Source organism: Nitrospirae bacterium CG2_30_53_67 (genome assembly GCA_001873285.1).
Taxonomy (GTDB): domain Bacteria; phylum CG2-30-53-67; class CG2-30-53-67; order CG2-30-53-67; family CG2-30-53-67; genus CG2-30-53-67.
Genome location: MNYV01000161.1, coordinates 1 through 19,905, shown reverse-complemented (window position 1 = coordinate 19,905; position 19,905 = coordinate 1). Strand labels below are relative to the sequence as shown.

20 protein-coding genes are annotated in these 19,905 nt (G+C 56.2%); 4 read left to right on the top strand and 16 right to left on the bottom strand.

Annotation, left to right across the window (positions count from 1 at the left end):
* Nucleotides 1–592 precede the first annotated feature (592 nt).
* From AUK29_10075 to AUK29_10000, 16 genes are all read right to left on the bottom strand, one after another.
* The gene (locus tag AUK29_10075; protein OIP61518.1) at nt 593–1,549 is read right to left on the bottom strand and encodes a hydrogenase expression/formation protein HypE; all 957 of its coding nucleotides are present in this window, start codon (nt 1,547–1,549) and stop codon (nt 593–595) included.
* A 99-nt stretch (nt 1,550–1,648) separates the two neighbouring features.
* Nucleotides 1,649–2,713, bottom strand: a complete 1,065-nt coding sequence (locus AUK29_10070; protein OIP61515.1) for a hydrogenase formation protein HypD — start codon at nt 2,711–2,713, stop codon at nt 1,649–1,651.
* Nucleotides 2,710–5,043: a carbamoyltransferase HypF gene (locus tag AUK29_10065; GenBank protein OIP61514.1), complete on the bottom strand. Its 2,334-nt coding sequence runs from the start codon at nt 5,041–5,043 to the stop codon at nt 2,710–2,712. Before AUK29_10065 ends, AUK29_10070 begins: the two co-directional genes overlap by 4 nt.
* Before the next feature lie 48 nt (nt 5,044–5,091).
* A complete protein-coding gene (locus tag AUK29_10060; protein ID OIP61513.1) occupies nt 5,092–5,745 on the bottom strand; it encodes a hydrogenase accessory protein HypB in 654 nt (217 codons plus the stop codon).
* Nucleotides 5,742–6,089: a hydrogenase maturation nickel metallochaperone HypA gene (locus AUK29_10055; protein OIP61517.1), complete on the bottom strand. Its 348-nt coding sequence runs from the start codon at nt 6,087–6,089 to the stop codon at nt 5,742–5,744. Before AUK29_10055 ends, AUK29_10060 begins: the two co-directional genes overlap by 4 nt.
* A gap of 49 nt (nt 6,090–6,138) precedes the next feature.
* Nucleotides 6,139–6,372 carry a hydrogenase assembly protein HypC gene (locus AUK29_10050; GenBank protein ID OIP61512.1) on the bottom strand — a complete coding sequence of 78 codons (234 nt, stop codon included), beginning with the start codon at nt 6,370–6,372 and terminating at the stop codon, nt 6,139–6,141.
* Between the two features lie 43 nt (nt 6,373–6,415).
* Nucleotides 6,416–6,931: a hydrogenase expression/formation protein gene (locus AUK29_10045; protein OIP61511.1), complete on the bottom strand. Its 516-nt coding sequence runs from the start codon at nt 6,929–6,931 to the stop codon at nt 6,416–6,418.
* A 209-nt stretch (nt 6,932–7,140) separates the two neighbouring features.
* Complete coding sequence (locus AUK29_10040) at nt 7,141–8,841, bottom strand: hydrogenase 2 large subunit (protein OIP61510.1); 1,701 nt, start codon at nt 8,839–8,841, stop codon at nt 7,141–7,143.
* 59 nt (nt 8,842–8,900) lie between these two features.
* Nucleotides 8,901–10,037, bottom strand: a complete 1,137-nt coding sequence (locus tag AUK29_10035) for a Ni/Fe-hydrogenase cytochrome b subunit (protein ID OIP61509.1) — start codon at nt 10,035–10,037, stop codon at nt 8,901–8,903.
* 9 nt (nt 10,038–10,046) lie between these two features.
* Nucleotides 10,047–10,994: a hydrogenase 2 protein HybA gene (locus AUK29_10030; GenBank protein ID OIP61516.1), complete on the bottom strand. Its 948-nt coding sequence runs from the start codon at nt 10,992–10,994 to the stop codon at nt 10,047–10,049.
* Between the two features lie 178 nt (nt 10,995–11,172).
* On the bottom strand, nt 11,173–12,321 hold the full coding sequence (locus AUK29_10025; protein ID OIP61508.1) for a hydrogenase 2 small subunit: 1,149 nt from the start codon (nt 12,319–12,321) through the stop codon (nt 11,173–11,175).
* An 88-nt stretch (nt 12,322–12,409) separates the two neighbouring features.
* Nucleotides 12,410–12,811, bottom strand: coding sequence for a hypothetical protein (locus AUK29_10020; protein ID OIP61507.1), 402 nt, complete (start codon nt 12,809–12,811; stop codon nt 12,410–12,412).
* Nucleotides 12,812–12,830: 19 nt separating this feature from the next.
* Complete coding sequence (locus AUK29_10015) at nt 12,831–13,013, bottom strand: hypothetical protein (protein ID OIP61506.1); 183 nt, start codon at nt 13,011–13,013, stop codon at nt 12,831–12,833.
* Between the two features lie 5 nt (nt 13,014–13,018).
* Nucleotides 13,019–13,333 (bottom strand): hypothetical protein, encoded by a 315-nt coding sequence (locus AUK29_10010; protein OIP61505.1) that lies wholly within the window; start codon nt 13,331–13,333, stop codon nt 13,019–13,021.
* 174 nt (nt 13,334–13,507) lie between these two features.
* A complete protein-coding gene (locus AUK29_10005; GenBank protein ID OIP61504.1) occupies nt 13,508–14,545 on the bottom strand; it encodes a hypothetical protein in 1,038 nt (345 codons plus the stop codon).
* A gap of 177 nt (nt 14,546–14,722) precedes the next feature.
* Nucleotides 14,723–15,424 carry a hypothetical protein gene (locus AUK29_10000; GenBank protein OIP61503.1) on the bottom strand — a complete coding sequence of 234 codons (702 nt, stop codon included), beginning with the start codon at nt 15,422–15,424 and terminating at the stop codon, nt 14,723–14,725.
* Between the two features lie 246 nt (nt 15,425–15,670).
* Between AUK29_10000 and AUK29_09995 the strand changes: the two genes are divergently transcribed.
* The 4 genes from AUK29_09995 to AUK29_09980 form a co-directional block, all read left to right on the top strand.
* Nucleotides 15,671–16,459: a hypothetical protein gene (locus AUK29_09995; GenBank protein ID OIP61502.1), complete on the top strand. Its 789-nt coding sequence runs from the start codon at nt 15,671–15,673 to the stop codon at nt 16,457–16,459.
* A 44-nt stretch (nt 16,460–16,503) separates the two neighbouring features.
* Nucleotides 16,504–17,937 carry an amino acid permease gene (locus AUK29_09990; protein OIP61501.1) on the top strand — a complete coding sequence of 478 codons (1,434 nt, stop codon included), beginning with the start codon at nt 16,504–16,506 and terminating at the stop codon, nt 17,935–17,937.
* A gap of 211 nt (nt 17,938–18,148) precedes the next feature.
* Complete coding sequence (locus tag AUK29_09985) at nt 18,149–19,054, top strand: hypothetical protein (protein OIP61500.1); 906 nt, start codon at nt 18,149–18,151, stop codon at nt 19,052–19,054.
* 45 nt (nt 19,055–19,099) lie between these two features.
* A partial coding sequence (locus AUK29_09980) for a formate dehydrogenase family accessory protein FdhD (GenBank protein ID OIP61499.1) occupies nt 19,100–19,905 on the top strand: 806 nt, incomplete at its 3' end.

Below are 19,905 nucleotides of genomic sequence, written 5' to 3'. Positions count from 1 at the left end.
AAACCAAGATAATGATGGCGGTTCATGAGCGTATCCCACGTTTCACGCTCGGTGGCTATGATGGGGCGGACAAGAAGTGTATCTGTGGTGGGATAAACCTGCGGCGCGTGGTGAATCGGTGTGTGCGGGGGATCGTTTGCCATAAAACCTTTATACACGATTCCCAATAGAAAAGCCAGTGAAATATATTTGCGCTACGATATCAACAGGCTATGCCGAACTATGACATGACCCTGGATATTTGGGCACGGTAAATTTGTTCTCCACGCAAGTGTCTGATTTTGCTTGTGTGATGAAAATAGCAAACCCTCTATTTTCCGCTTATATCGGGTAGAACAAATTTACCGTGGATATTGGGGTCTGCGACAAATTTGTGGGTAAACATTTCTCTAAGAGCGTCATTCCCCGACTCGATCGGGGAATCCAGACAATTAAGAAACTGGATTGTCCGGTCGGGCCTGTCCTCCGACCCCGATCGGGGGACCGGACAATGACAACCCTATGTAATTCTGATGTGTACCCATAAATTTGTCGCACACCCGGGAATATTTTAGAAAGGAGCGGAGACCTCTTCAGGATTTTAGCGCCTGGTTCAGCAGATTCTGGGAAGTTGATCGCCCATCAGCATTTCAAGCATGCGCGTGCCGCCCGCCCGGGTTTCGAGCAGAACCTTCCCGTCTTCCCCTGGCATTACGACTCCGATCACGGCGGCGCTTTGACCGAGGGGGTGGTTTCGCATGCAATCCACTAACCTTTCCGACTCGGAGGCCTCCACAATCGCGGTCAGGATGCCTTCGTTGGCAACATAAAGGGGGTCCAGACCGAGCAGTTCACAGCCCCCCCGGACGCCTGGAACAAGGGGCAGCGCCTCTTCTTTGAGGAGAATCCGGCAGGGCGCTCCCTCGGCAATTTCCTTCAGAGTTGTCGCAAGGCCGCCTCGTGTGGGGTCCCGCATGACGCGTATCCCGGATGTTGCGGAGAGCATATCAGCCACCAGCCTGTTCAGCGGGGCCGTATCGCTCAGAATGGGAGGATCGAAACTGAGGCCGTGACGCCCGGCCATGATGGCCATACCGTGCATGCCGATGGGCCCGCTGACGATCACCCGGTCACCGGTTCGCACCTGTTCCGGAGAAAGGTCGAGCCCTGCGGGGAGAGCACCCACACCTGCCGTATTGATGAAGAGCCCGTCGCATTTCCCCCGCTCCACGACTTTGGTGTCTCCGGCCATGATCCGGACGCCGGCCTTTCGCGCCGCATCGGCCATGGAGAAGACAATTCTCTTCAGGTCACGGAGGGGAAGCCCCTCTTCAAGAATGAAACCGGCGCTCAGGTAGAGGGGCGCGGCCCCCATCATGGCCAGATCGTTCACAGTCCCGCAGACGGCCAGTTCCCCGATGTCTCCGCCGGGGAAGAAGATCGGCGAGACCACATAGCTGTCGGTGGTGAAGGCCGCCCTTCCGGAAGGGAAATCTTCAAGGACGGCGGCATCCGCCAGTCTTGTTATATCGAAAGCCGGTGCGATCAGATCCTCGATAAGTCCGTGCATCACGCGGCCGCCGCTGCCGTGGGCGATAAGAATCTTATCCTCCTCCAAGACCTGCTCCTTTCCGCTGTTTCATGATATGGGATTCCTCACGGCGCCCGCTTACATATATTGATAATAAGCCGCACAGCTCCCTTCGGCACTGACCATGCAGGCCCCCACGGGCTTTTCGGGAGTGCATCCTTTTCCGAAGAGGCTGCAATCCGTGGGAAGCTTCGCCCCTCTTAAGACGTCCCCGCACCGGCAGCCTGAAGGATCTTTCAGATGGGGACGGGATAGAGAAAACCTCCGAATCGCATCCCGATCCCGGAATTCATCTTTCAGTCCCAGACCGCTTTCCGGAATGGCGCCGAGTCCCCTCCAGTGGGCGTCTTCGACCTGAAAGAATTCTTCAATCATGGCCAGGGCCCTGGGATTCCCCTTTTCCCGGACCACACTGGCGTACTGGATGCTGACTTCCGCCTTTCCCGATCGGATCTGATTCAGGATCATCAGGATGCCTGAGAGGACGTCGGAGGCTTCAAAGCCCGTGATCACTGAAGGCTTCCGGTACGTTTCGGCAAGAAAGCCGTAGGGCAGGCTCCCGATGACCGTGCTGACGTGCCCCGGAAGGATAAATCCGTCGACCTGAACGTCTCCTGACTTGAGCAGGGCCCGAAGGGCAGGCGGCACCCGTTTATGCGCCGAAAAAATGGAAAAGTTTCCGATATGGCGGCGCTCGGCCTCGAAAAGGGTGGCGGCCGAAAGCGGCGAAGTGGTCTCAAATCCCGCCGCGAAGAAGACGATCTCCTTCTGCTTATGGCTCTCGGCGATGTCCAGGGCATCCAGAGGCGAGTAGACCACGCGGACATCGACGCCTTCGGCCTTGACTTCGCCGAGAGAGCGCTTTCTTCCGGGAACTCTCATCATGTCGCCGAATGTGGTTAGGAGAACCCCCTTCGTTTGCGCCAGAGAGACGGCCGCCTCGATGTCGCCTAAGGAAGTCACACAAACGGGGCAGCCCGGTCCGCTCAGCAGATGAATGGATTCGGGCAGAAGGGAGCGGATCCCGTGACGGAAGATGGCCATGGTATGGGTGCCGCAGACTTCCATCAGTTTCACCGGCCGACCTATGGACTGCATCATCTCCCCTATTTTCCCGCTAACCTGCCGGGTGTCGAAATTCATCGGATCTCCCCGTCTCCTTTTTTCATACGCTCCCTTAAGAGATAGGCCTGTCCCAGCGAGACCCCGCCGTCATTGCACGGTACCTTTTCATTGGTGCAGGGACGAAGACCCCGCCGGCACAATGCCTCCATGACCTCCTTCAGGATCAGCCTGTTTTGGAAGACTCCCCCGCTCAGGACGACCTGCCGGATGCCGGTGGCTTCCGATATTCTGATCACCATATCGCAGACGGCTTGGGCCACCGTGTTGTGAAACATGGCGGCGATAGCGCCGGCGTCTCTCTTCTCTATGCGGTCTTGAATCAGCGCGGTCAGGGTTTCGGAGAAGTCAATCTCCGGATGCGCTCCCTCTGATATCCGGAAGGGATAGCGCCCGTGCCGCCCTGAGCTTGCGCCGGACTCGAGGGCCATGGCGGCCTCCCCTTCATAGGTGTTGCTGTCTCTCAGGCCCAGCAGAGAGGAGACCGCGTCGAAGAGCCGGCCCGCCGATGAGGTCTGCGGTGAGAGGCCGGGATTCTCAGTCAGCTTCAGCACATTACCGACCGTCCGGGCGCCGAATTTCCCCAGGAATCCCAGGGCATCGAGATAAGAGAGGGCATCGGATCCGAAGAGATCCTTCACATAGCTGACGGCCATGACCCATGGAGCTTTTACGGCGGCTTCTCCGCCGGGAAGGGGGATGGGCTTAAACGAGGCGGCCCGTTCGAATCCCCGGAGATCGGCCACCAGGAACTCGCCGCCCCATATCGTTCCGTCGGTTCCATATCCCGTGCCGTCCAGGGCCACACCGATCACTTTTTTTCTGATTCCCTGTTCCGCCATGACCGATCCGATGTGCGCGTAATGGTGCTGAATGGCGACCCTAAGAACGCCTGTCTGCTCCAACGCCCAGCGGGTGGAAAAGTATCCCGGGTGAAGGTCGTGCGCGATGGCCCTCGGTGAGATGCGATAGACCTCTTTGAGATTGTTCAGCGTCTCTTCAAAGAACTCAAGGGTCTCCAGGTTCTCCATGTCTCCGATGTGCTGGCTCACAATGGCCGAGTCCCCTTGGGTGAGGGTGAAGGTGTTCTTCAGGTCTGCGCCGCAGGCCAGAACTTCAGGCCCATCCTCTCCAAGAAAGATTGAAACCGGCACATAGCCCCGAGCCCTCCGTATGAACCGTGGACGACCGCCGTCGAGCCGTACAACGGAGTCATCGACGCGCATGAAAATCTCCCGGTCATGAAAAAGGAAGGCATCCGCGAGGGGAGAGAGTTTTTCGGCGGCCCCTGCGTTCTCCTTGATGATCGGTTCTTCACTCATGTTTCCACTGGTCATGATCAGAGCCCGGAAGTTCGGGCACTGACCGGGATTTCCCTCCTGCGGCTGACGGAAGAGCAGGACGTGAAGGGGCGTGTAAGGGAGCATGAATCCAAGGTCCGGGGCGCCGGGCGCGACCTGCTCATGCATCCGTACGTCTTCACGTCTCCGCAGGAGAAGAATCGGTCGTTCCCTTGAGAGCAGAAAGGCCTCCTCCTCCGGAGAGAGCCGGCAATAGCGCCGCACATGCTCCATGTCGGGCGCCATGAGCGCAAAGGCCTTGTTGTTCTTCCGCTTGCGCCGCCTCAGTCTTTCAACAGCCTCGGCGTTTTCCGCATCGACCGCCAGATGGAACCCGCCGAGTCCTTTCACCGCCACGATCAAACCCTCTTTCAAGGCCCTGATCGTCGCGTTCACGGCCTCCCGCCCGGTTTCCTGCCTTCCGTCGCGGAGGAAAAGAACTTGGGGGCCGCAGAGGGAACAGGCGTTGGGTTGCGCATGAAAGCGCCGGTCTGCAGGATTTTCATATTCCTTGAGGCAGGCCGGGCACATGAGAAAGGGAGACATGGTCGTGTTAGGGCGGTCGTAGGGCACCGCACGGGTGATGGTGTAACGGGGCCCGCAGTCCGTGCAATTGATAAAAGGATAGAGATAACGTCTGTCGCCGGGGTCCAGCATTTCAGAGAGGCAATCATCGCAAATGGAGGCATCGGGCGAAACCTGGGTGGACTCGCCCAGGTTTAGACTCGGTCGGATTTGAAAATCCCCGTCTCCCCTAAGCGAGAGTTCCTCGGTATGGACGCTCATGATCCGGGCGAGGGGAGGAGGGGTCCTCCGGAACGATGCCATGAAGGCATCCGTGGCGGCGCCTTCAACCTCGATCACCACGCCGGAAGAGGAGTTCATCACGTAGCCGTTGAGCCGGTTGGAGCGGGCCAGATGATAGACAAAAGGCCTGAAGCCGACCCCCTGGACCACGCCCTTCACCTCGATCCGCAGCCTTTTGATTTCCGATTCCGTCCTCTGCGCCATACCCGAGAAATCTCCCCGCTGCGAAGATCGCGCAGGCCTTTTAAAAACTCAATGGAGCCGGCCCATCCTTTTCTCCAGCCATTGGATCCAGTCAATCAGCCCCTCTCCGCTCTTGCAGGAGAGATCGAATATCTCCATGCCGCGATTCAGCGCCCGGACGTCCTTTTTTATCTTATTCAGGTCCACGTCGAGATGGGGCAGAAGGTCAATCTTGTTCAGAATCAGAACCTCCGATTTCTGAAACATCAGCGGATATTTCAGGGGCTTGTCATCTCCTTCGGTGATGGAGAGAACCATCACCTTGGCGTCCTCACCCACGTCGAATTCCGCCGGGCAGACCAGATTCCCCACGTTTTCGATGACCAGCAGGTCCATCTCATCGAGAGGGAGCTCGTGCAGCATATCAGCGATCATGTTGGCGTCCAGGTGGCAGGCCCCCTCGGTGTTGATCTGGACAACCGGCACATGCAAGGCCGAAATGACTTCTGCGTCGTGGGTCCCCTGGATATCTCCTTCGATCACGCCTATCCGGATCCGGCCGTCCAGGGCCCGGATAGTCCTGGAAAGAAGCGTCGTCTTTCCCGCTCCCGGGGCGGACATGAGGTTGAGGGTGAGGAGACCTGCCTTGGAGAGGATATGGCGGTTGTTTTCGGCAATCCGGTCGTTTGCTTCAAGAATTTTTCTCATCATCTTGACCTTCATGAGTCAACCTCCAATTCCACGATGTGCAGTTCCTGTCCGGAGGTGATCTGAAAAGATTTGCCCCCGCATGCCGGGCAATTGAATACAAAGGCCTCCTCCACCGAAAACTCGGCATGGCAGTCGTTGCAGGCGCCTCCCACGGGCACGTCCTCAATATCGAGGCGCGCATCCGCGGCCAGGGTTCCGGCCTTTGCGCAGTCGAAGGCAAACACAAGGGCATCCCTCATGATGCCCGATGCCCGTCCTACCCGGATGCTCACGGCTTCCACACGGGAATATCCCTGCTCCACGCAGGCAGACTCTGCCATCTCAATCATGTTCATGGCGACGGATAATTCATGCACGATCATATCCCCAGGATGCCGTCCTCTTTCAAAGAAGGATTGCGATTGCTCAGGGTTCCTCTTCCTGTCCGTTCACCAGACGGCTGATGAGACGCAGCGACTCTTCGGCTGATTCCCGATCGACTCTCTGCATGGCAAATCCCGCGTGCACCAGTACATAATCCCCGATGCCCGCTTCTTCAGGCAGGAGCATGAGGTTCACTTCCCGGCGGGCGCCGTAAACGTCCACGGTGGCCTTCTGCCCGTCTATCTTCACGATCTTCGAGGGTACCGCGAGACACATGGCTTCCCTTTGTTTTCTGTCATCCGTCGTTTGTCGTCCGCCTTCATTCTTCCCAGAAGCTCTTGGCTGCGGGTGTTGCCCCGGCCTTGAGTTCCACCTCGCAGCCCAGGGATCGAAGTTCTCCAGCCACCATATCAATGAGCTGCTCCAGGCCTTCTTTAACTTCATCCGAAAGGCCGAGCCCCACTTCGATCCGTTTCGGTTCCACACCGAAGAGGACCATCCGGGCGGGAAATTCCCCTGTCAGCCGTGCGGCGGCGAGAAGGTCGGAAAGACCGAGTTGATGGGGTGAAATCCTTGTTCTGAACGTGGCGGGAACGTCCTCCCCCTCCACCCTGACCACGGCGCCCGGAGGGTGACCGCTCTTGACGGCATCAATGATAATCAAATAGTCCCTGTTCCGAATATAGGGGAGAAGGTCGATCCCCGATGTGCCGCCGTCCAGGGTCTCGACACTTTCGGGAAGTTGGAACCTCCGATCCATTTCCTCAACGGCCCGAACCCCCGCTCCTTCATCCATGAGGAGGACATTCCCGATTCCAAGCACCAAGACGTTCAATGATCCTCCTCAAGGCTCTTGCAGTCTTAGTGGCCCTATTCGTAAATACGGTCGCATTCGAGGGTCGTAGTGCGGTCTCCTCGGCGTTCCGCTCCTTGCGACGTACCACAGGGGGTACGCCTCAGTCGCGCGCCTTGATGAGACCGCACTACGACCATCTCGGTACGTTACCATATTTACGAACAGGACCACTTAGGTCCTGCACGCCATTATAGCGCCTTGACCCTCACGATCTCATGGTTCCTTTTGTCCACCAGGTGAATCGCGCAGGCCAGACAGGGGTCAAAGGAATGGATGGTCCTCAGGACCTCCAATGGTCTTTCCGGGTCAGCCACAGGATTCCCGATCAGGGATGCTTCATAAGGACCCAGGGCGTCTTCGTCGTTTCTCGGTCCCGCGTTCCACGTGGAGGGGACCACGGCCTGGTAGTTCCCGATACGCCCGTCCTGGATCACGATCCAGTGTGAGAGCGTCCCCCTGGGGGCCTCATGGAAACCGAATCCCCGCTGCTCGCCCTTGGGGAAAACCGGGCGGTTGTACGTCGTCATATCGCCTTTGGCGATGTTCTCCATCAAGGCCTGCCACTGTCCCTTGAGGGTGTCGTAGAGCACGGCGCACCGAACCGACCGGGCCGCGATCCTGCCGATGGTGGAGTGCAGGGCATCCACCCCGACTTTTGTGCCGGCCAGGGAGCTGACCGTGGCCAGGGTTTTGTCCACATACTTTTTCGTGGGTTCGTGACCGGCGGCATACATGCAGAGAACATTGGCCAGAGGCCCCACCTGGGCGGGCTTCCCCTGAAAGCTCGGCGACTTGACCCACGAATACTTGCCGTTATCCTGAAAATCCGTGTATTTCGGCGCCGTATCCTCGTCCCACGGGTGCCGGTTCCAGTCGCCGTCATACCAGGAATGTTTGATGCTCTCCTTCACGTTCTTCATGAAAAAATCGTCATGGTAGCTCTTGATGGGGGTGAACTTGCTGATATCGCCGTTGGGGATATATCCGCCAGGCAGAGCGAAGACCGTGCCCCGGGTGTCCATGGGCATATCCGGAACCGAGAGATAATCCGTGACTCCCTTTCCGTATCCGGTCCAGTCGGCATAAAAGGCGCCCACGGCCGCCGTATCCACGAGCATGACGTCTTCCACGAACTCACCCACCTTGTCGATCAGGCTCTTGACGTAATAGAGTCTCTCGAGTGTAAGGGTGGACTGGCTCTCGGGATTGATGGGGTTGGCTACGCCGCCCACGGCGAGATTCTGTATGTGCGGGGTTTTGCTCCCGAGGATGCCGACCACCTTGTTGATCTCCCTCTGGTACTCCAAGGCCTGCAGATAGTGGACGGCGGCCAGGAGGTTGACCTCGGGGGCGAGTTTCATGGCCGGGTGCCCCCAGTAGCCGCTCCCATAGACGCCGAGCTGGCCGGAGTCCACCAAACCCTGCAGCCTCTCCTGCGCGGCCTTGATCTCCTCATAGGTGTTCCGAGGCCAGGGAGAAAGCTTCTGCCCCAGTTGAGCCGCGGCCCTTGGGTCGGCCTTGAGCGCGGAGACGATATCCACCCAGTCGAGGGCCGCCAGATGATAGAAGTGCACCATATGGTCATGGACCCCGTGAGCGCCGATGATGAGGTTCCGGATGTGCTGGGCGTTCATGGGAACCTCCATCCCGAGCGCGTTTTCAACGCAGCGGACGGAAGCCACGGCGTGCACCGTGGTGCACACACCGCAGATCCTCTGGGTAAAGATCCAGGCCTCCCTCGGGTCCCTTCCCTTGAGGATGACTTCGATCCCGCGCCACATCTGGCCGGAAGACCAGGCATTCGTGATTTTTCCGCCGTCCACCTCGCAGTCGATCCGCAGGTGGCCTTCAATTCTTGTAATCGGGTCCACAACGATTCTCTTTGCCATAGGGCCCTCCTATATGACTTGGCTTTTCCCGACACAGTTTCTGAAAAAAATACTGCGCATCATCCCTTCTTTGCGCCTGACAGCACCGGATACTTCTTGACCACGTACAGGTAGCCCATGATCTCCAGAGCAATGAATCCGAGGACGATCATGGTCTCCGGGACCGAAGGGAAATACCGCCATTCCGGGCCCGGGTCATATCCGATCAGATACGTATTGAAGCGGTACACGGCGCCCGAGAGGAGCATCAATGCCGCGGAAACGAAAAGCCAGCGCGGCTTAGTCATCTTGAACGGCTTGGATAAAGCCACCATGGGGAAGATGAGCAGGAGGTTCTCGATCAGAAACATGTTGCCCTTCAAGTCTCCCTTGAAGGCGAGTCTTAGCTCTTCCCGCCAGACGAGGTCCCCGAAACGGAGCACCAGGTAGAGTCCGATCAGATTGGAGATAATGGCCGAGATGCCCTGGAGCAGTTTTATTTCCATGGGCCTCCTGAAGGTTAGGGCTGAGATAATCGCTTCGAAGATGACCATGGAATAGCCCATGGTGATCGCCGAAAGGAGGAACAGAAGGGGCAGGAGACCGGTCTGCCACAGAGGGGAGATCTTCTGCCCGGCGATGTAGACCAGCAGGCCCAGTGACGACTGATGCAGGGTCGGCAGGAGCACGCCGACGGCGATGAAGACCACCACCATCCGGTTCAGGATTTTCAGGAGCCTTGGCTGATTAAATCGTTCCAGGGATATGGGAGCAAACTCGATCCAGAGGACGAGAACATAGGTGGTGATGCAGAGCGCCACTTCAAACATGACCGAGTTGAGCTGGGAGAACCAGGGGAGAACTAAGTTATAGGCCTGCCAGTACCGGCCCACATCCACGAAGATAGAGACGCCGCCGATGGTGTAGCCCAAGAGACTGGTCAGCAGGGCCGGCCGCACAAGGGGATGGTACTCTCCCCGGTTGAATACATAGACGAGCAGCGCCATGGCATATCCGCCGCACGCAAGGGCGGTTCCGACCAGGACGTCATAGGTGATCCATAGGCCCCAGGGGTAGCCGTCGTTCATGTGGGTCACGGCGCCGAGCCCGTATATGAACCGCTGGGCAAGAAAATAGAGCGCCATCAGGACAAAGACCGAACAGAGGAGGAAGGTCTTGGTCAGGATCTTGCCGCTTAAGGGCTTGGCTTGAGTCATGGCATCTCCTTATTCTTCGTCCTTTGTGTTGATGTAGACTTTATAGAGCAGGATGCCGAGAAGCCCCACCGGAGCGATCATTTTATTATAGATGGTATGCTGGATGCTTTCCGACCGGTTGGCATCGGATTGGTCCGGGAGCGCCGGAAGTCCGAGCTTGTCGAAGGGGACTCCGGCCATGAGGAGGACCTGGGCGCCTCCCCCTTCCTTTTCGCCGTAAATATGGTGGACATACAGGGAAACCTGCCGGTAGTTCTTGAATGATGAGGTGACCGTCTGCACGGGATACTCGTACCATTGCCCCGGCTCCAGGCTCAACCTCCGCCTTGCCTCAAGCCTGAGGTCTGCCACGTGGCCGAAGAGCGAGGCCCCCGTGGGGCAGAACTCACAGCAGGCGGGCATGCCGCCCTTGACCAGCCGGTGGGCGCAGAGCCGGCACTTCTTGATCTGAGGAAAGGGTTGATCCCATTGGAACTTGGGAACGTTGAAGGGACACGCGATCTGACAGTACCGGCACCCGAGGCAGGCATTTTTGTTGTACTGGACCACGCCGTTAGAAGGATCCTTGGTAAGCGCCGAGACCGGGCAGGCCGAGACACAGGCCGGATCAATGCAATGCATGCAGTGCCTCTTGATATAGGAATACCCGTCGATCTCACGGTCTTTCACGGCGCCCGTACCGTTGGAATAGAGTTTGATCACATTCAACGTCTTGGAAGAAAGATCCAGCGGGTCATCATAAAGCCTTTCGAGCGAGGAATGTTCGGGAGGCATATCGTTGTACTGCTTGCATGCCGAGACGCACGCCTTGCAGCCGATGCAGACCGTTGCGTCATAGAGGATCCCCACCGCTCCCGGCAGCAGCAGCTTGGGCGCCCTCGCAAAAGCGGGTCCCGCCCCCAAGGTCAAGAGCACACCGCTCCCGGCCGCCGCCTTCAGAAAATCCCGTCGCTTCATATCCATGGCCTACCTCTCTTGACGGCTTCGTAAAAAGTCCGTCTGCGGCGTTGCGCTTCATCCTTCGTCATTGCAGCGTACCTCTTAGTACGCCTCATTCCTCAGGATTTGCGCGCCTTGCATCCGGAGCTTTTTACTGTGCCGTCCCATTTGAGGACTTTTTATGAGTCCATCTCTTTTAAGATTCTGTATCTTCTGAGGTTTTTTCTCCTTCCTGCCCTTCGTGCTTACCGAGGTTCCTGGCAATCATGGCCCCGGCTCCGATGGCAGCGCCGCCCACGGCAACAATCACGGCGCCCTCTGCCAGCGACAGGCCTTCGCCCCTGCGCTCAAAGATATGCGGATAAAAAGCCGGAGTTGTCCAGAAATTCAGCCGGGCCATGGTGTGCAGCGGCACATTGAAGCCCACGCCTCCTTCGGAGCATCCGAAGCAGGGGTGCCCCGTACCCACGGGCCAGGCCCCCGAACCCACGTCGCCGAAGAGGATGGCGGGACAGTTGTTGTACGTCTCCGGCCCTTTGCATCCGAGTTTATAGAGGCACCAGCCTTTCCGGTGCCCCTCATCACCGAAGGCCTCGGCGTACCTCCCTGCATCAAAATGGGGGCGCCGCTCACAATTTTCATGGATCAGCCGCCCGTAGGCAAACTTGGGCCTCAGTTTGTCGTCAACCTCGGGCAGCTTCTGGAAGGTGAGGAAGTGAAGAACCGTGGAGAGGAAGTTGTAGCCGTTCGGAGGACACCCCGGCACATTGACCACAGGGGTCTCGATCCCCTTGTACTTGAGCACCTGATACACCGGGGTCGCCCCCGTCGGGTTGGGATGCGCGGAGGGGATGCCGCCCCATGATGCACAGGACCCGATGGCGATGACGGCCATGGCCTGCGATCCCATCTCCGTCACCAGGTCCACCATGGTCTCTCCGCCGATCTTGCAGTAAATACCGCCGTCTTTGATGGGCACGGACCCATCCACGACAAGAATGAACCTTCCCTTGTTTTCCTCAACCGATTTCTTGCGATATTCTTCAGCCTGATGGCCGGCGCCCGTGCTCAGAGTCTCCAGATAGTCCAGCGAGATCACATCGAGGATCAGATGCTCCAGGGTGGGATGGTTCGGCCTGAGCAGGGACTCGACGCAGCCGGTGCAGGCCTGTCCGGAGAGCCAGATGACGGTCGGACGTTTCGGACCGGCCACGGCCTCGGCGATACGGGCCCCCATGCCGGCGGGAAGACCCATATAGACAGCCGCAGCCGTACAGAGTTTCAGGAATTCCCTTCTGGAGAACCCGCTCCGGGAAAGATCATCAAAGAAGTTTGGCGATTTCATTGCATCTCCTTTGCTTTTTAAGTGCCCCTGATATGCTTCAGATCAGTCATAGACGGCGGCCCATGGTTCCCGGTGAAGGGAACGGGGCTTATCTTCCCACAAAATAGGTTTTATAAAAGATAAGGACAATACTGTAGATCAGGATGAAAGCGATGATTCCGACAGTGAGCCGGATGAGCCATTTTGATTTGTTCTCCTTCATTGTCACTACTATATCGAGGGGGAAAATAAAAGTCAATAGTGGATGAGCCATTTTGATTTGTTCTCCTTCATTGTCACCCCCCTGCAGAAAGAGTTGAATGGGACCCGCTATAGGTTTGTGAAGATATAAACCTGTTGTTTCTGAAGGGATAAAATAATGGAATAGGAAGGAAAAAGGTACCGGAGCAAGAGATGTTGAGGTTTTGAGACCAGAACATATTCTATCGCCTTGGTATTCCTTAGGATGAGCCCTTGCTAAGCTGAATAACCCATCCGACCTGACGCTCATCAGATATTTCGGGTCATCCTCATCTATCAGCCAAAATATTAAGCATAAATTTAGCGCATTTCAGCCGAAAAGTCCATAGCTTGCGAAAAAAATACGTCTTAGTATAAATTATTTGCGAATGTCTCCCGGGCTGGAATGCTCCTATCGGCAGGCTCCAGTCCAGGGCCGTTCCAGGTTCCACGACAGTGCTCAGAAACTCCATGGACCTCAGCCCTTCAGATAACGGATCATCGATCTTATTTCACATTCTGAAAGGTCATCAAAAGGGGGCATCCTGGAATTGGAATCGTTGTCCAGGGGATTTTTGATCTGCCGCCTGATCCACCGGTCGGACCTCCGGTTGGTGACGGCCGTGAGATCCGGTCCCATGCTCCCGCCCTTTCCCTTGAAGGTATGGCAGTTTATACATCCCTCTTTTTCGAAGAGTTCGGCCCCTTTCCGAGCACAGCCCGGCAGGGACGAGATCGCAAGGAGAAAAAAAATGGCGGCCAACAGACTGTTCAATGGACTCTTATAGATCATAGAAGGAATTCAGTCTTCGACATCCAACGGTGTACGCAGCGTCGCGTAGAAAATGCGACAGCTCACGCGAAAAGTACGCTTAGTCTTTGGCTGCTTGCGGATGACAAAAAACGCAGCCACCCCTCCCTAACAATGAAAGAGGGAAAACAAATTTATCATGGGCAACGGCCGTTCTTAGTATATATATGAAAAAGAGAGCGAGCCGTATGAATGGCCTTCCTTCTGACCTCGGAATTCCTTGGTGCGGAAGATCTGGGCATAGGATAGTTTGATACGCTTGTAGATCAGGCTTACACCCGCCGCCGCATCGGCGACCAGGGGTTCCTTGCCGATGCGGTGGCTGTCTTTGTAGGTATTCCCGTCCAGGAAAATATCACGCGCCGCCGCGCGGCCATCCACCGAGACAAAGGCATGCAGGCCCCATGCTGATTTTCCTGAAAGCCTGGGGTCCCAGCGCGAACCCGGGGCGCTGTTGTCACCCCCCGGGCGGATGGCGGAGGTGCCGAAGTCTCCGGGGATATTCCATCCCATGCGCGTCTCAATACCAAGATTCAAATAAGTCGCCACATTACCCAGGCTGCCGCCGAAATGGGTGATGGCGTCCGTGCCGAAACCTCGGCGGTAATTCTTGAGTAAAAATTTATCCTTGTGCTCGTACACCGCGGCAATCCCAGGTTCATTGCGCAATTGATTGTCCCAGCCCTGAAATTTTTCGAAGCCGCGCAGTTCATGCACAAAGTTCTGGGCCTCATGGGCAAAAGAGGCGGGCCCCACGACACCGATATGCATTTCCACGGAATCGAGCTGGTCTTCAGTCTTGCTGTGGAAGCCGAATCCCATATAAAGCCAGCCTGCGTACGGACGGTCATCTTTGATCAGATCGCTCCGGTGGAGGTCTTCAGGCGTATACATACTCTGCCCGATGGAGATCACGAGGTTGCGCTGCAAGCCTTCGGCGCTCTTATGAAAGAACGTCAGCCGTTTGTTGACCCGGCGCACCCAGTCAGGCAGGCGGGGGTCGGCGATATAACTCTGCAGATCCGGAGACACCCAGGATAGCTTTATGCCGTTGGTATAGTCCTGATCGCTCTCGGCAAAGAGATCGTTCTCAAAATACAGATTAAAGGTCCAGCTGTCTTTTAGATCCAGATCCTCGCCCCATGCACCGGCGGCCATGCTCAGCAACACCAGACAAAAAAACCCTATCTTCATCTTGCATCCTTGACCATAGCTGCCCTACGACCTGTCTGCCGTAGCACAGGCAGGCAGGGCGGCCGTTCTGCCGGGAGTGCAGCCGCTAAAAAATCAGGCGGACGGCAATAACGGGATTCAAGTCGTCAATATACCGGCTACAGCCGAAATTGGCCATGGGCCGGTACGTCACCCTATTTACGAACAGGACCACTTAGGGAAAAACCCGCCTGTCTTTTTTCTGTATTCCAGGTACTCAGGAAAGGCATGAATCAGTTTTTTCTCTTCGATGCCTGCTCTGATTTTCTGGCCTAAAACAAAGAGGAGGGTCAGAACCATATTGATGTTTGAGAATCTGAATATGAGGACTCCCGCCGTTGCAATCATTTCGCCGAGATAGAGGGGGTGCCTGATATAAGCGTATATCCCGCGATAGACAGGCGCCCTGGCCTCGACCATGAGACTGAAGGACCGTTTCAGAAAGACCATACCTGATAGCGTGATCAGATTGCCGGTAATGATCAGCGTCATCGAGCAGAGATTCCATCCCAGCAAATGATGGCTGTAAAGTCCAAAAAGTCCATTGAGATGCCTGTAAATCGAGCGGCCGGGAGAGATGTAACGCAAGATCTCCACATCATGATAAATAACGAGCGGAAGGATAGCGCACAGAAGCGGATATACCGTTTCCATAAACCCATGAGGAAACTCAACCGCCCTTTGCCGGATCAAATAAGCGGACAGAAACAAGATAATGGTCAATGTGATCAGCAGGCTGTTCAGCCTGGCCACAGGATCGAAGATAGGCCATCTCTTGATGAGATACCTCAAGTGGAATAAAAGAAAAAAAGCGAACAACAGCAGCCCGGATACCCTGCCTCTTGTTTCTCTGTTTAACATGGCGAGGTTTCTCTCCCTTCACATTCTCATCTATACTATTACACTAATTCAATCGGGTTTTGCAAGAAAAGAGCTGAATGGTCCGTATTGGTTTCCCGCTGAAATGACGGCGCCCGGGGCCGGAATCGAAAATGCGCCAAGATGTCTGCATTGACATATCGAAAATATAATGCTAATCTCCCGTATGCTCAAAATAAGCAGCTCATGCCGCTCTGGAGGCGCAGGGTTCAGAAAGAAATTGGCGCAATGATCGTACTCAAAGCAATCGTACTCGGGATCGTGGAAGGCATCACGGAGTTTCTGCCGATTTCCTCAACCGGGCATCTCATCGTATTTTCGTCCCTTCTCAATTACCCTGAGGCCTCTCGAGAGACCTTCGAGATCTTTATTCAACTCGGGGCCATCCTCGCCGTGGCCTGTCATTTTGCCAAACCGCTTCACGGGCTGATCAGGAGCGCTTCGAACGAAACCAGGGCCCAGGCGCTGATCGCGAAAGTGTTTCTCGCTTTTTTGCCGGCAGCGGCAGTGGGGCTCTTGTTCCACAAGACCATCGAGGCCCATCTGTTCAGACCCCTGGTGGTGGCAGCAAGCCTCGTCGGCGGCGGGATCATCATTCTGATCGTTGAGCGGCGGCAGCGCCGTTTTGAGGTTCAGACGATCGAGTCCATGGGATGGCGGCACGCCCTCTGGGTGGGTGTCTCGCAGGTCCTCTCGCTGATCCCCGGCGTGTCGCGTGCCGGGGCAACGATCATCGGCGGGATGCTTGCCGGCATGAATCGGCCCAGCGCGACGCAGTTTTCGTTCTATCTCTCTTTGCCCACCATGTTCGCGGCGAGCTTGTACAGCCTATTCAAGGCGCGCCACCTCTTGTCGGTGAGTGATGCCTTGCCTTTTGGGGTGGGCTTCGTGGCGGCGTTCATTTCCGCACTGCTTGTGGTCCGGGCCTTCGTCACGTTTGTCCAGCGGCACGACTTCACCGGCTTCGGGTACTACCGGATTGCAGCCGGGTTGGTCATTGCCCTGTTCTTCCATTGACCGCTCCGCCGCCTTTCCATCATACGCGGGACCTTGGAGAACCTATGAACCTTCGCAGACAACTGTTTGCAGTGAAAACCGTCAAGATGATCGAAGAGGAGATGGCCGGAGAAAACCGCCTGCGGCGGGTGCTGGGCCCGGTTTCGCTGACAGCGCTCGGCGTGGGGGCGATTATCGGCGCCGGGATTTTCGTACTGACGGGCCTCGCCGCTCATGATTATGCCGGTCCGGGCCTGGTGCTCTCTTTCGTGATCGCCGGTCTCGGCTGCGCCTTCGCCGCCTTATCCTACGCTGAGTTCGCGTCCATGATTCCGGTGGCAGGGAGCGCCTACACGTACGCGTATGCCACGCTCGGCGAACTGATGGCATGGATCATCGGCTGGGACTTAATTCTGGAATACGGCATGGCGTCAAGCACCGTGGCCTACGGCTGGTCCAAGTACTTCCTGCACTTCCTCGATCTGTTCGGTTTGCATATACCGCCGTTTCTGGCGAGCGACCCGTTCAGCACGCCGGGGGCCTGGTTCAATCTGCCGGCTGCCGCTGTCGTCCTGCTGGTTACGGTTGTGCTTGTGATCGGCATCCGGGAAAGCGCTCGATTCAATGCCGCCATAGTCGTTCTGAAACTTGCCGTGGTGCTGTTCGTCATTGTCGCCGGCATTCCGCACGTCAACACGGCGAATTGGCGCCCGTTCATGCCCTTCGGCTTGACCGGTGTAGCGAGTGGGGCGGCATACGTCTTCTTCGCTTACATCGGCTTCGATTCGGTCTCCACACACGCCGAAGAAGCGCGCAACCCGCAGCGTGACGTTCCCATCGCCATCATTGCTTCGCTCTCGATCTGTACCCTGCTGTATATCGCTGTCTCCGCCGTGCTCACGGGCATGGTCCCGTACACGAAAATCAACATCGACGCTCCGCTTGCCGCGGCGTTTGTGCCCTACGGATTGACGGCGGCAGTGTTCATCATCTCCTTGGGCGCCGTAGCCGGGATCACCAGCGTACTGCTGGTGCTGATGCTCAGCCAGCCGCGCGTATTCTTCGCTATGGCACGCGACGGACTGCTGCCGTACGAGTTCTTCGGAACCGTTCATCCGCGTTTTCGGACACCGTACAAGGCCACGATCCTGACGGGGTCCGTCGTGGCCGTTGTGGCAGCCCTGTTTCCGATCCATGCCCTGGCGGAAATGGTCAACATCGGCACGCTGTTCGCATTCGTGGTGGTGTGCGCGGCCGTCTGGATCATGCGCTATACCAACCCGAACCAGCGGCGGCCGTTTCGCTGTCCGATGATACCGCTGGTCCCCGCGCTGGGCGTTCTCTTCAACATAGGGCTGATGTTCTCGCTCGGGTGGCATAACTGGGCGCGTCTTACGATCTGGCTGGGAGTCGGCCTCATCATCTACTTCAGCTATGGCAGGTATCACAGCAAGCTAAACCAAGCCGAGGAAAGGACGGAAAGGGGGGGACATCGTTGATTTGTTCACTGCTTTACAAGGTATATATACCTTATTATATATTGATAAATACCAGATATTAAATAAATATGCTTTTCTTATCAGTTGAGGAAATCACATTATTTTCAATTTTGGATATACTGTTTGCGGTAAGGGTTGACCACGGGTATGACTTGTGATATTTTATAAAAAATCCTTATGGCCGTTTAAGGAAAATTAATAAGGGCGGTTTATGGACGATCATAAGCTCAAGGTATTCTGCTCTGTAGCCGAAACCAAAAGTTTTTCCAAGGCATCCAAGGCCATGTACCTCACGCAGCCCGCCATCAGTCTGCAGATCCGTTCCCTTGAGGAACAATTGGGAACCAAACTCTTTATGCGGAGCAACAAGTCCGTCTCTTTGACTAAGACCGGGGAGATCATCTACAAACATGCCAAGAAGATCCTCTCCTCGTATGCCGCGATCGAAAAAGAAATCAATGAAGCCACCGGCATGGTCAAAGGGAAGCTCCTGATCGGAGCGAGCACCACACTGGCCACCTATTATCTTCCCAATATCATTGTGGATTTCAAAAAGAGTTATCCGGACATCCTGATCGATTTTGAGAGAGGCAATACCCAGACGATCATTGACAGTCTTCTCAAGGCGAAGATCGACCTCGGCATGGTGGAAGGAGAGGTCAAGGACCAGCGCCTCGAAGTGGAGAAAATGGATTCGGATGAACTCCTCCTGATCGTGTGCAGCACGCATCCATGGGCGGATCGCAGAGACATCTCCATCCATGAGATTCAAGATCAGCCGTTCATCATGCGTGAAGAAGGCTCCGGAACCCGGCAGGTGGTTGAAAGCACCCTGGAAAAGGCAGGGATCTATACGGATCAGCTCAACATCGTCATGTACCTGGGGAGCACGGAAGCGATCAAAACGGCGGTGGAAAACGGTTTGGGTGTCTCCATCCTGTCGGGATGGGCCGTTCAGAAAGAAGTCCGGTTCAAGGTCCTCAAGGCCCTTTCCTTTAAAGACGTTCGGTTTAAACGTGATTTCAGTCTCATTTACCATAAAAAGTCCTTCCACACCCAACCTGCGGAAAAGTTTATAGAGCTTCTGAAAAAATATCCCATGACACAAGGGCTGTGAGACACAGGGAACTCCTCTTTCCCACACTATCGAAAAGGCAGACCCATGCAGGACCAAACGTCGGCGCTTTACACGGAACGCAAGATCATGCGTTATGAAAAGGGTTCATGGAACGAGATGAACGACCGAATTACCCTGGAACGCCCCCTCCACTTAGAGATCAACGGCAAGGAATTCATAACGCTCCTTTGCACGCCGGTGCAAAGAAAGGAACTGGCCGCAGGGTTCCTTCTCTCCGAAGGGATCATCCAATCCCCGGAACAGATTCTCTCCATGGATCTTAAAGAACAAGAGGACCTGATCTCCATGGAGTTGACCGGCATGGAAATTGACCTCGAAGACCGGGTCAAAAAAATCACGTTAACCTCAGGATGCGGACGGGGGACGATTCTATGCGACGTGATGGATGCCATCAGCGAACCCCGGATCTCCGGGAGCATGGACCTTTCCCCGGTTGAGATCATGGAGCGGATGCACGAACTGCATCATCACTCTTCAACCTACCTCAAGACCGGAGGGACCCACAGCGCCGCCGTGACCGACGGCCGATCCCTTCTGGCCTTCGCCGAAGACCTGGGAAGGCATAACGCCGTGGACAAGGTCCTGGGGTTCTGCTTTCTCAACCGGATCCCGACTGGCGACAAAGCGGTTCTGGCGAGCGGAAGAATTTCTTCTGAGATCATCATGAAGGTCGGCCGCAGCGGGGTCCCCATCCTGGTCACCCGGGCCGCGGCTACCGACCAGGTGATCCGGATTGCCGAGGCCATGAACATCACCCTGATCGGCTTTGCCCGGGGAACCCGCATGAACGTCTATACCTGCCCGGAGAGAATCACAGGAACGGGGAGAAA

Excerpts from the sequence above, each read along its gene's own strand:
- AUK29_09990 (OIP61501.1), top strand. The coding sequence starts at position 16,504 with ATGAACCTTCGCAGACAACTGTTTGCAGTGAAAACCGTCAAGATGATC.
- AUK29_10070 (OIP61515.1), bottom strand. The coding sequence starts at position 2,713 with ATGAATTTCGACACCCGGCAGGTTAGCGGGAAAATAGGGGAGATGATG.
- AUK29_10060 (OIP61513.1), bottom strand. The coding sequence starts at position 5,745 with ATGAAGGTCAAGATGATGAGAAAAATTCTTGAAGCAAACGACCGGATT.
- AUK29_10040 (OIP61510.1), bottom strand. The coding sequence starts at position 8,841 with ATGGCAAAGAGAATCGTTGTGGACCCGATTACAAGAATTGAAGGCCAC.
- AUK29_10025 (OIP61508.1), bottom strand. The coding sequence starts at position 12,321 with ATGAAATCGCCAAACTTCTTTGATGATCTTTCCCGGAGCGGGTTCTCC.
- AUK29_09995 (OIP61502.1), top strand. The coding sequence starts at position 15,671 with ATGATCGTACTCAAAGCAATCGTACTCGGGATCGTGGAAGGCATCACG.
- AUK29_10015 (OIP61506.1), bottom strand. The coding sequence starts at position 13,013 with ATGGAGTTTCTGAGCACTGTCGTGGAACCTGGAACGGCCCTGGACTGG.
- AUK29_10020 (OIP61507.1), bottom strand. The coding sequence starts at position 12,811 with ATGAGCGTCAGGTCGGATGGGTTATTCAGCTTAGCAAGGGCTCATCCT.
- AUK29_10030 (OIP61516.1), bottom strand. The coding sequence starts at position 10,994 with ATGAAGCGACGGGATTTTCTGAAGGCGGCGGCCGGGAGCGGTGTGCTC.
- AUK29_10035 (OIP61509.1), bottom strand. The coding sequence starts at position 10,037 with ATGACTCAAGCCAAGCCCTTAAGCGGCAAGATCCTGACCAAGACCTTC.
- AUK29_10000 (OIP61503.1), bottom strand. The coding sequence starts at position 15,424 with ATGTTAAACAGAGAAACAAGAGGCAGGGTATCCGGGCTGCTGTTGTTC.
- AUK29_10050 (OIP61512.1), bottom strand. The coding sequence starts at position 6,372 with ATGTGTCTCGCGGTACCCTCGAAGATCGTGAAGATAGACGGGCAGAAG.
- AUK29_10010 (OIP61505.1), bottom strand. The coding sequence starts at position 13,333 with ATGATCTATAAGAGTCCATTGAACAGTCTGTTGGCCGCCATTTTTTTT.
- AUK29_10005 (OIP61504.1), bottom strand. The coding sequence starts at position 14,545 with ATGAAGATAGGGTTTTTTTGTCTGGTGTTGCTGAGCATGGCCGCCGGT.
- AUK29_10075 (OIP61518.1), bottom strand. The coding sequence starts at position 1,549 with ATGCACGGACTTATCGAGGATCTGATCGCACCGGCTTTCGATATAACA.
- AUK29_10065 (OIP61514.1), bottom strand. The coding sequence starts at position 5,043 with ATGGCGCAGAGGACGGAATCGGAAATCAAAAGGCTGCGGATCGAGGTG.
- AUK29_09985 (OIP61500.1), top strand. The coding sequence starts at position 18,149 with ATGGACGATCATAAGCTCAAGGTATTCTGCTCTGTAGCCGAAACCAAA.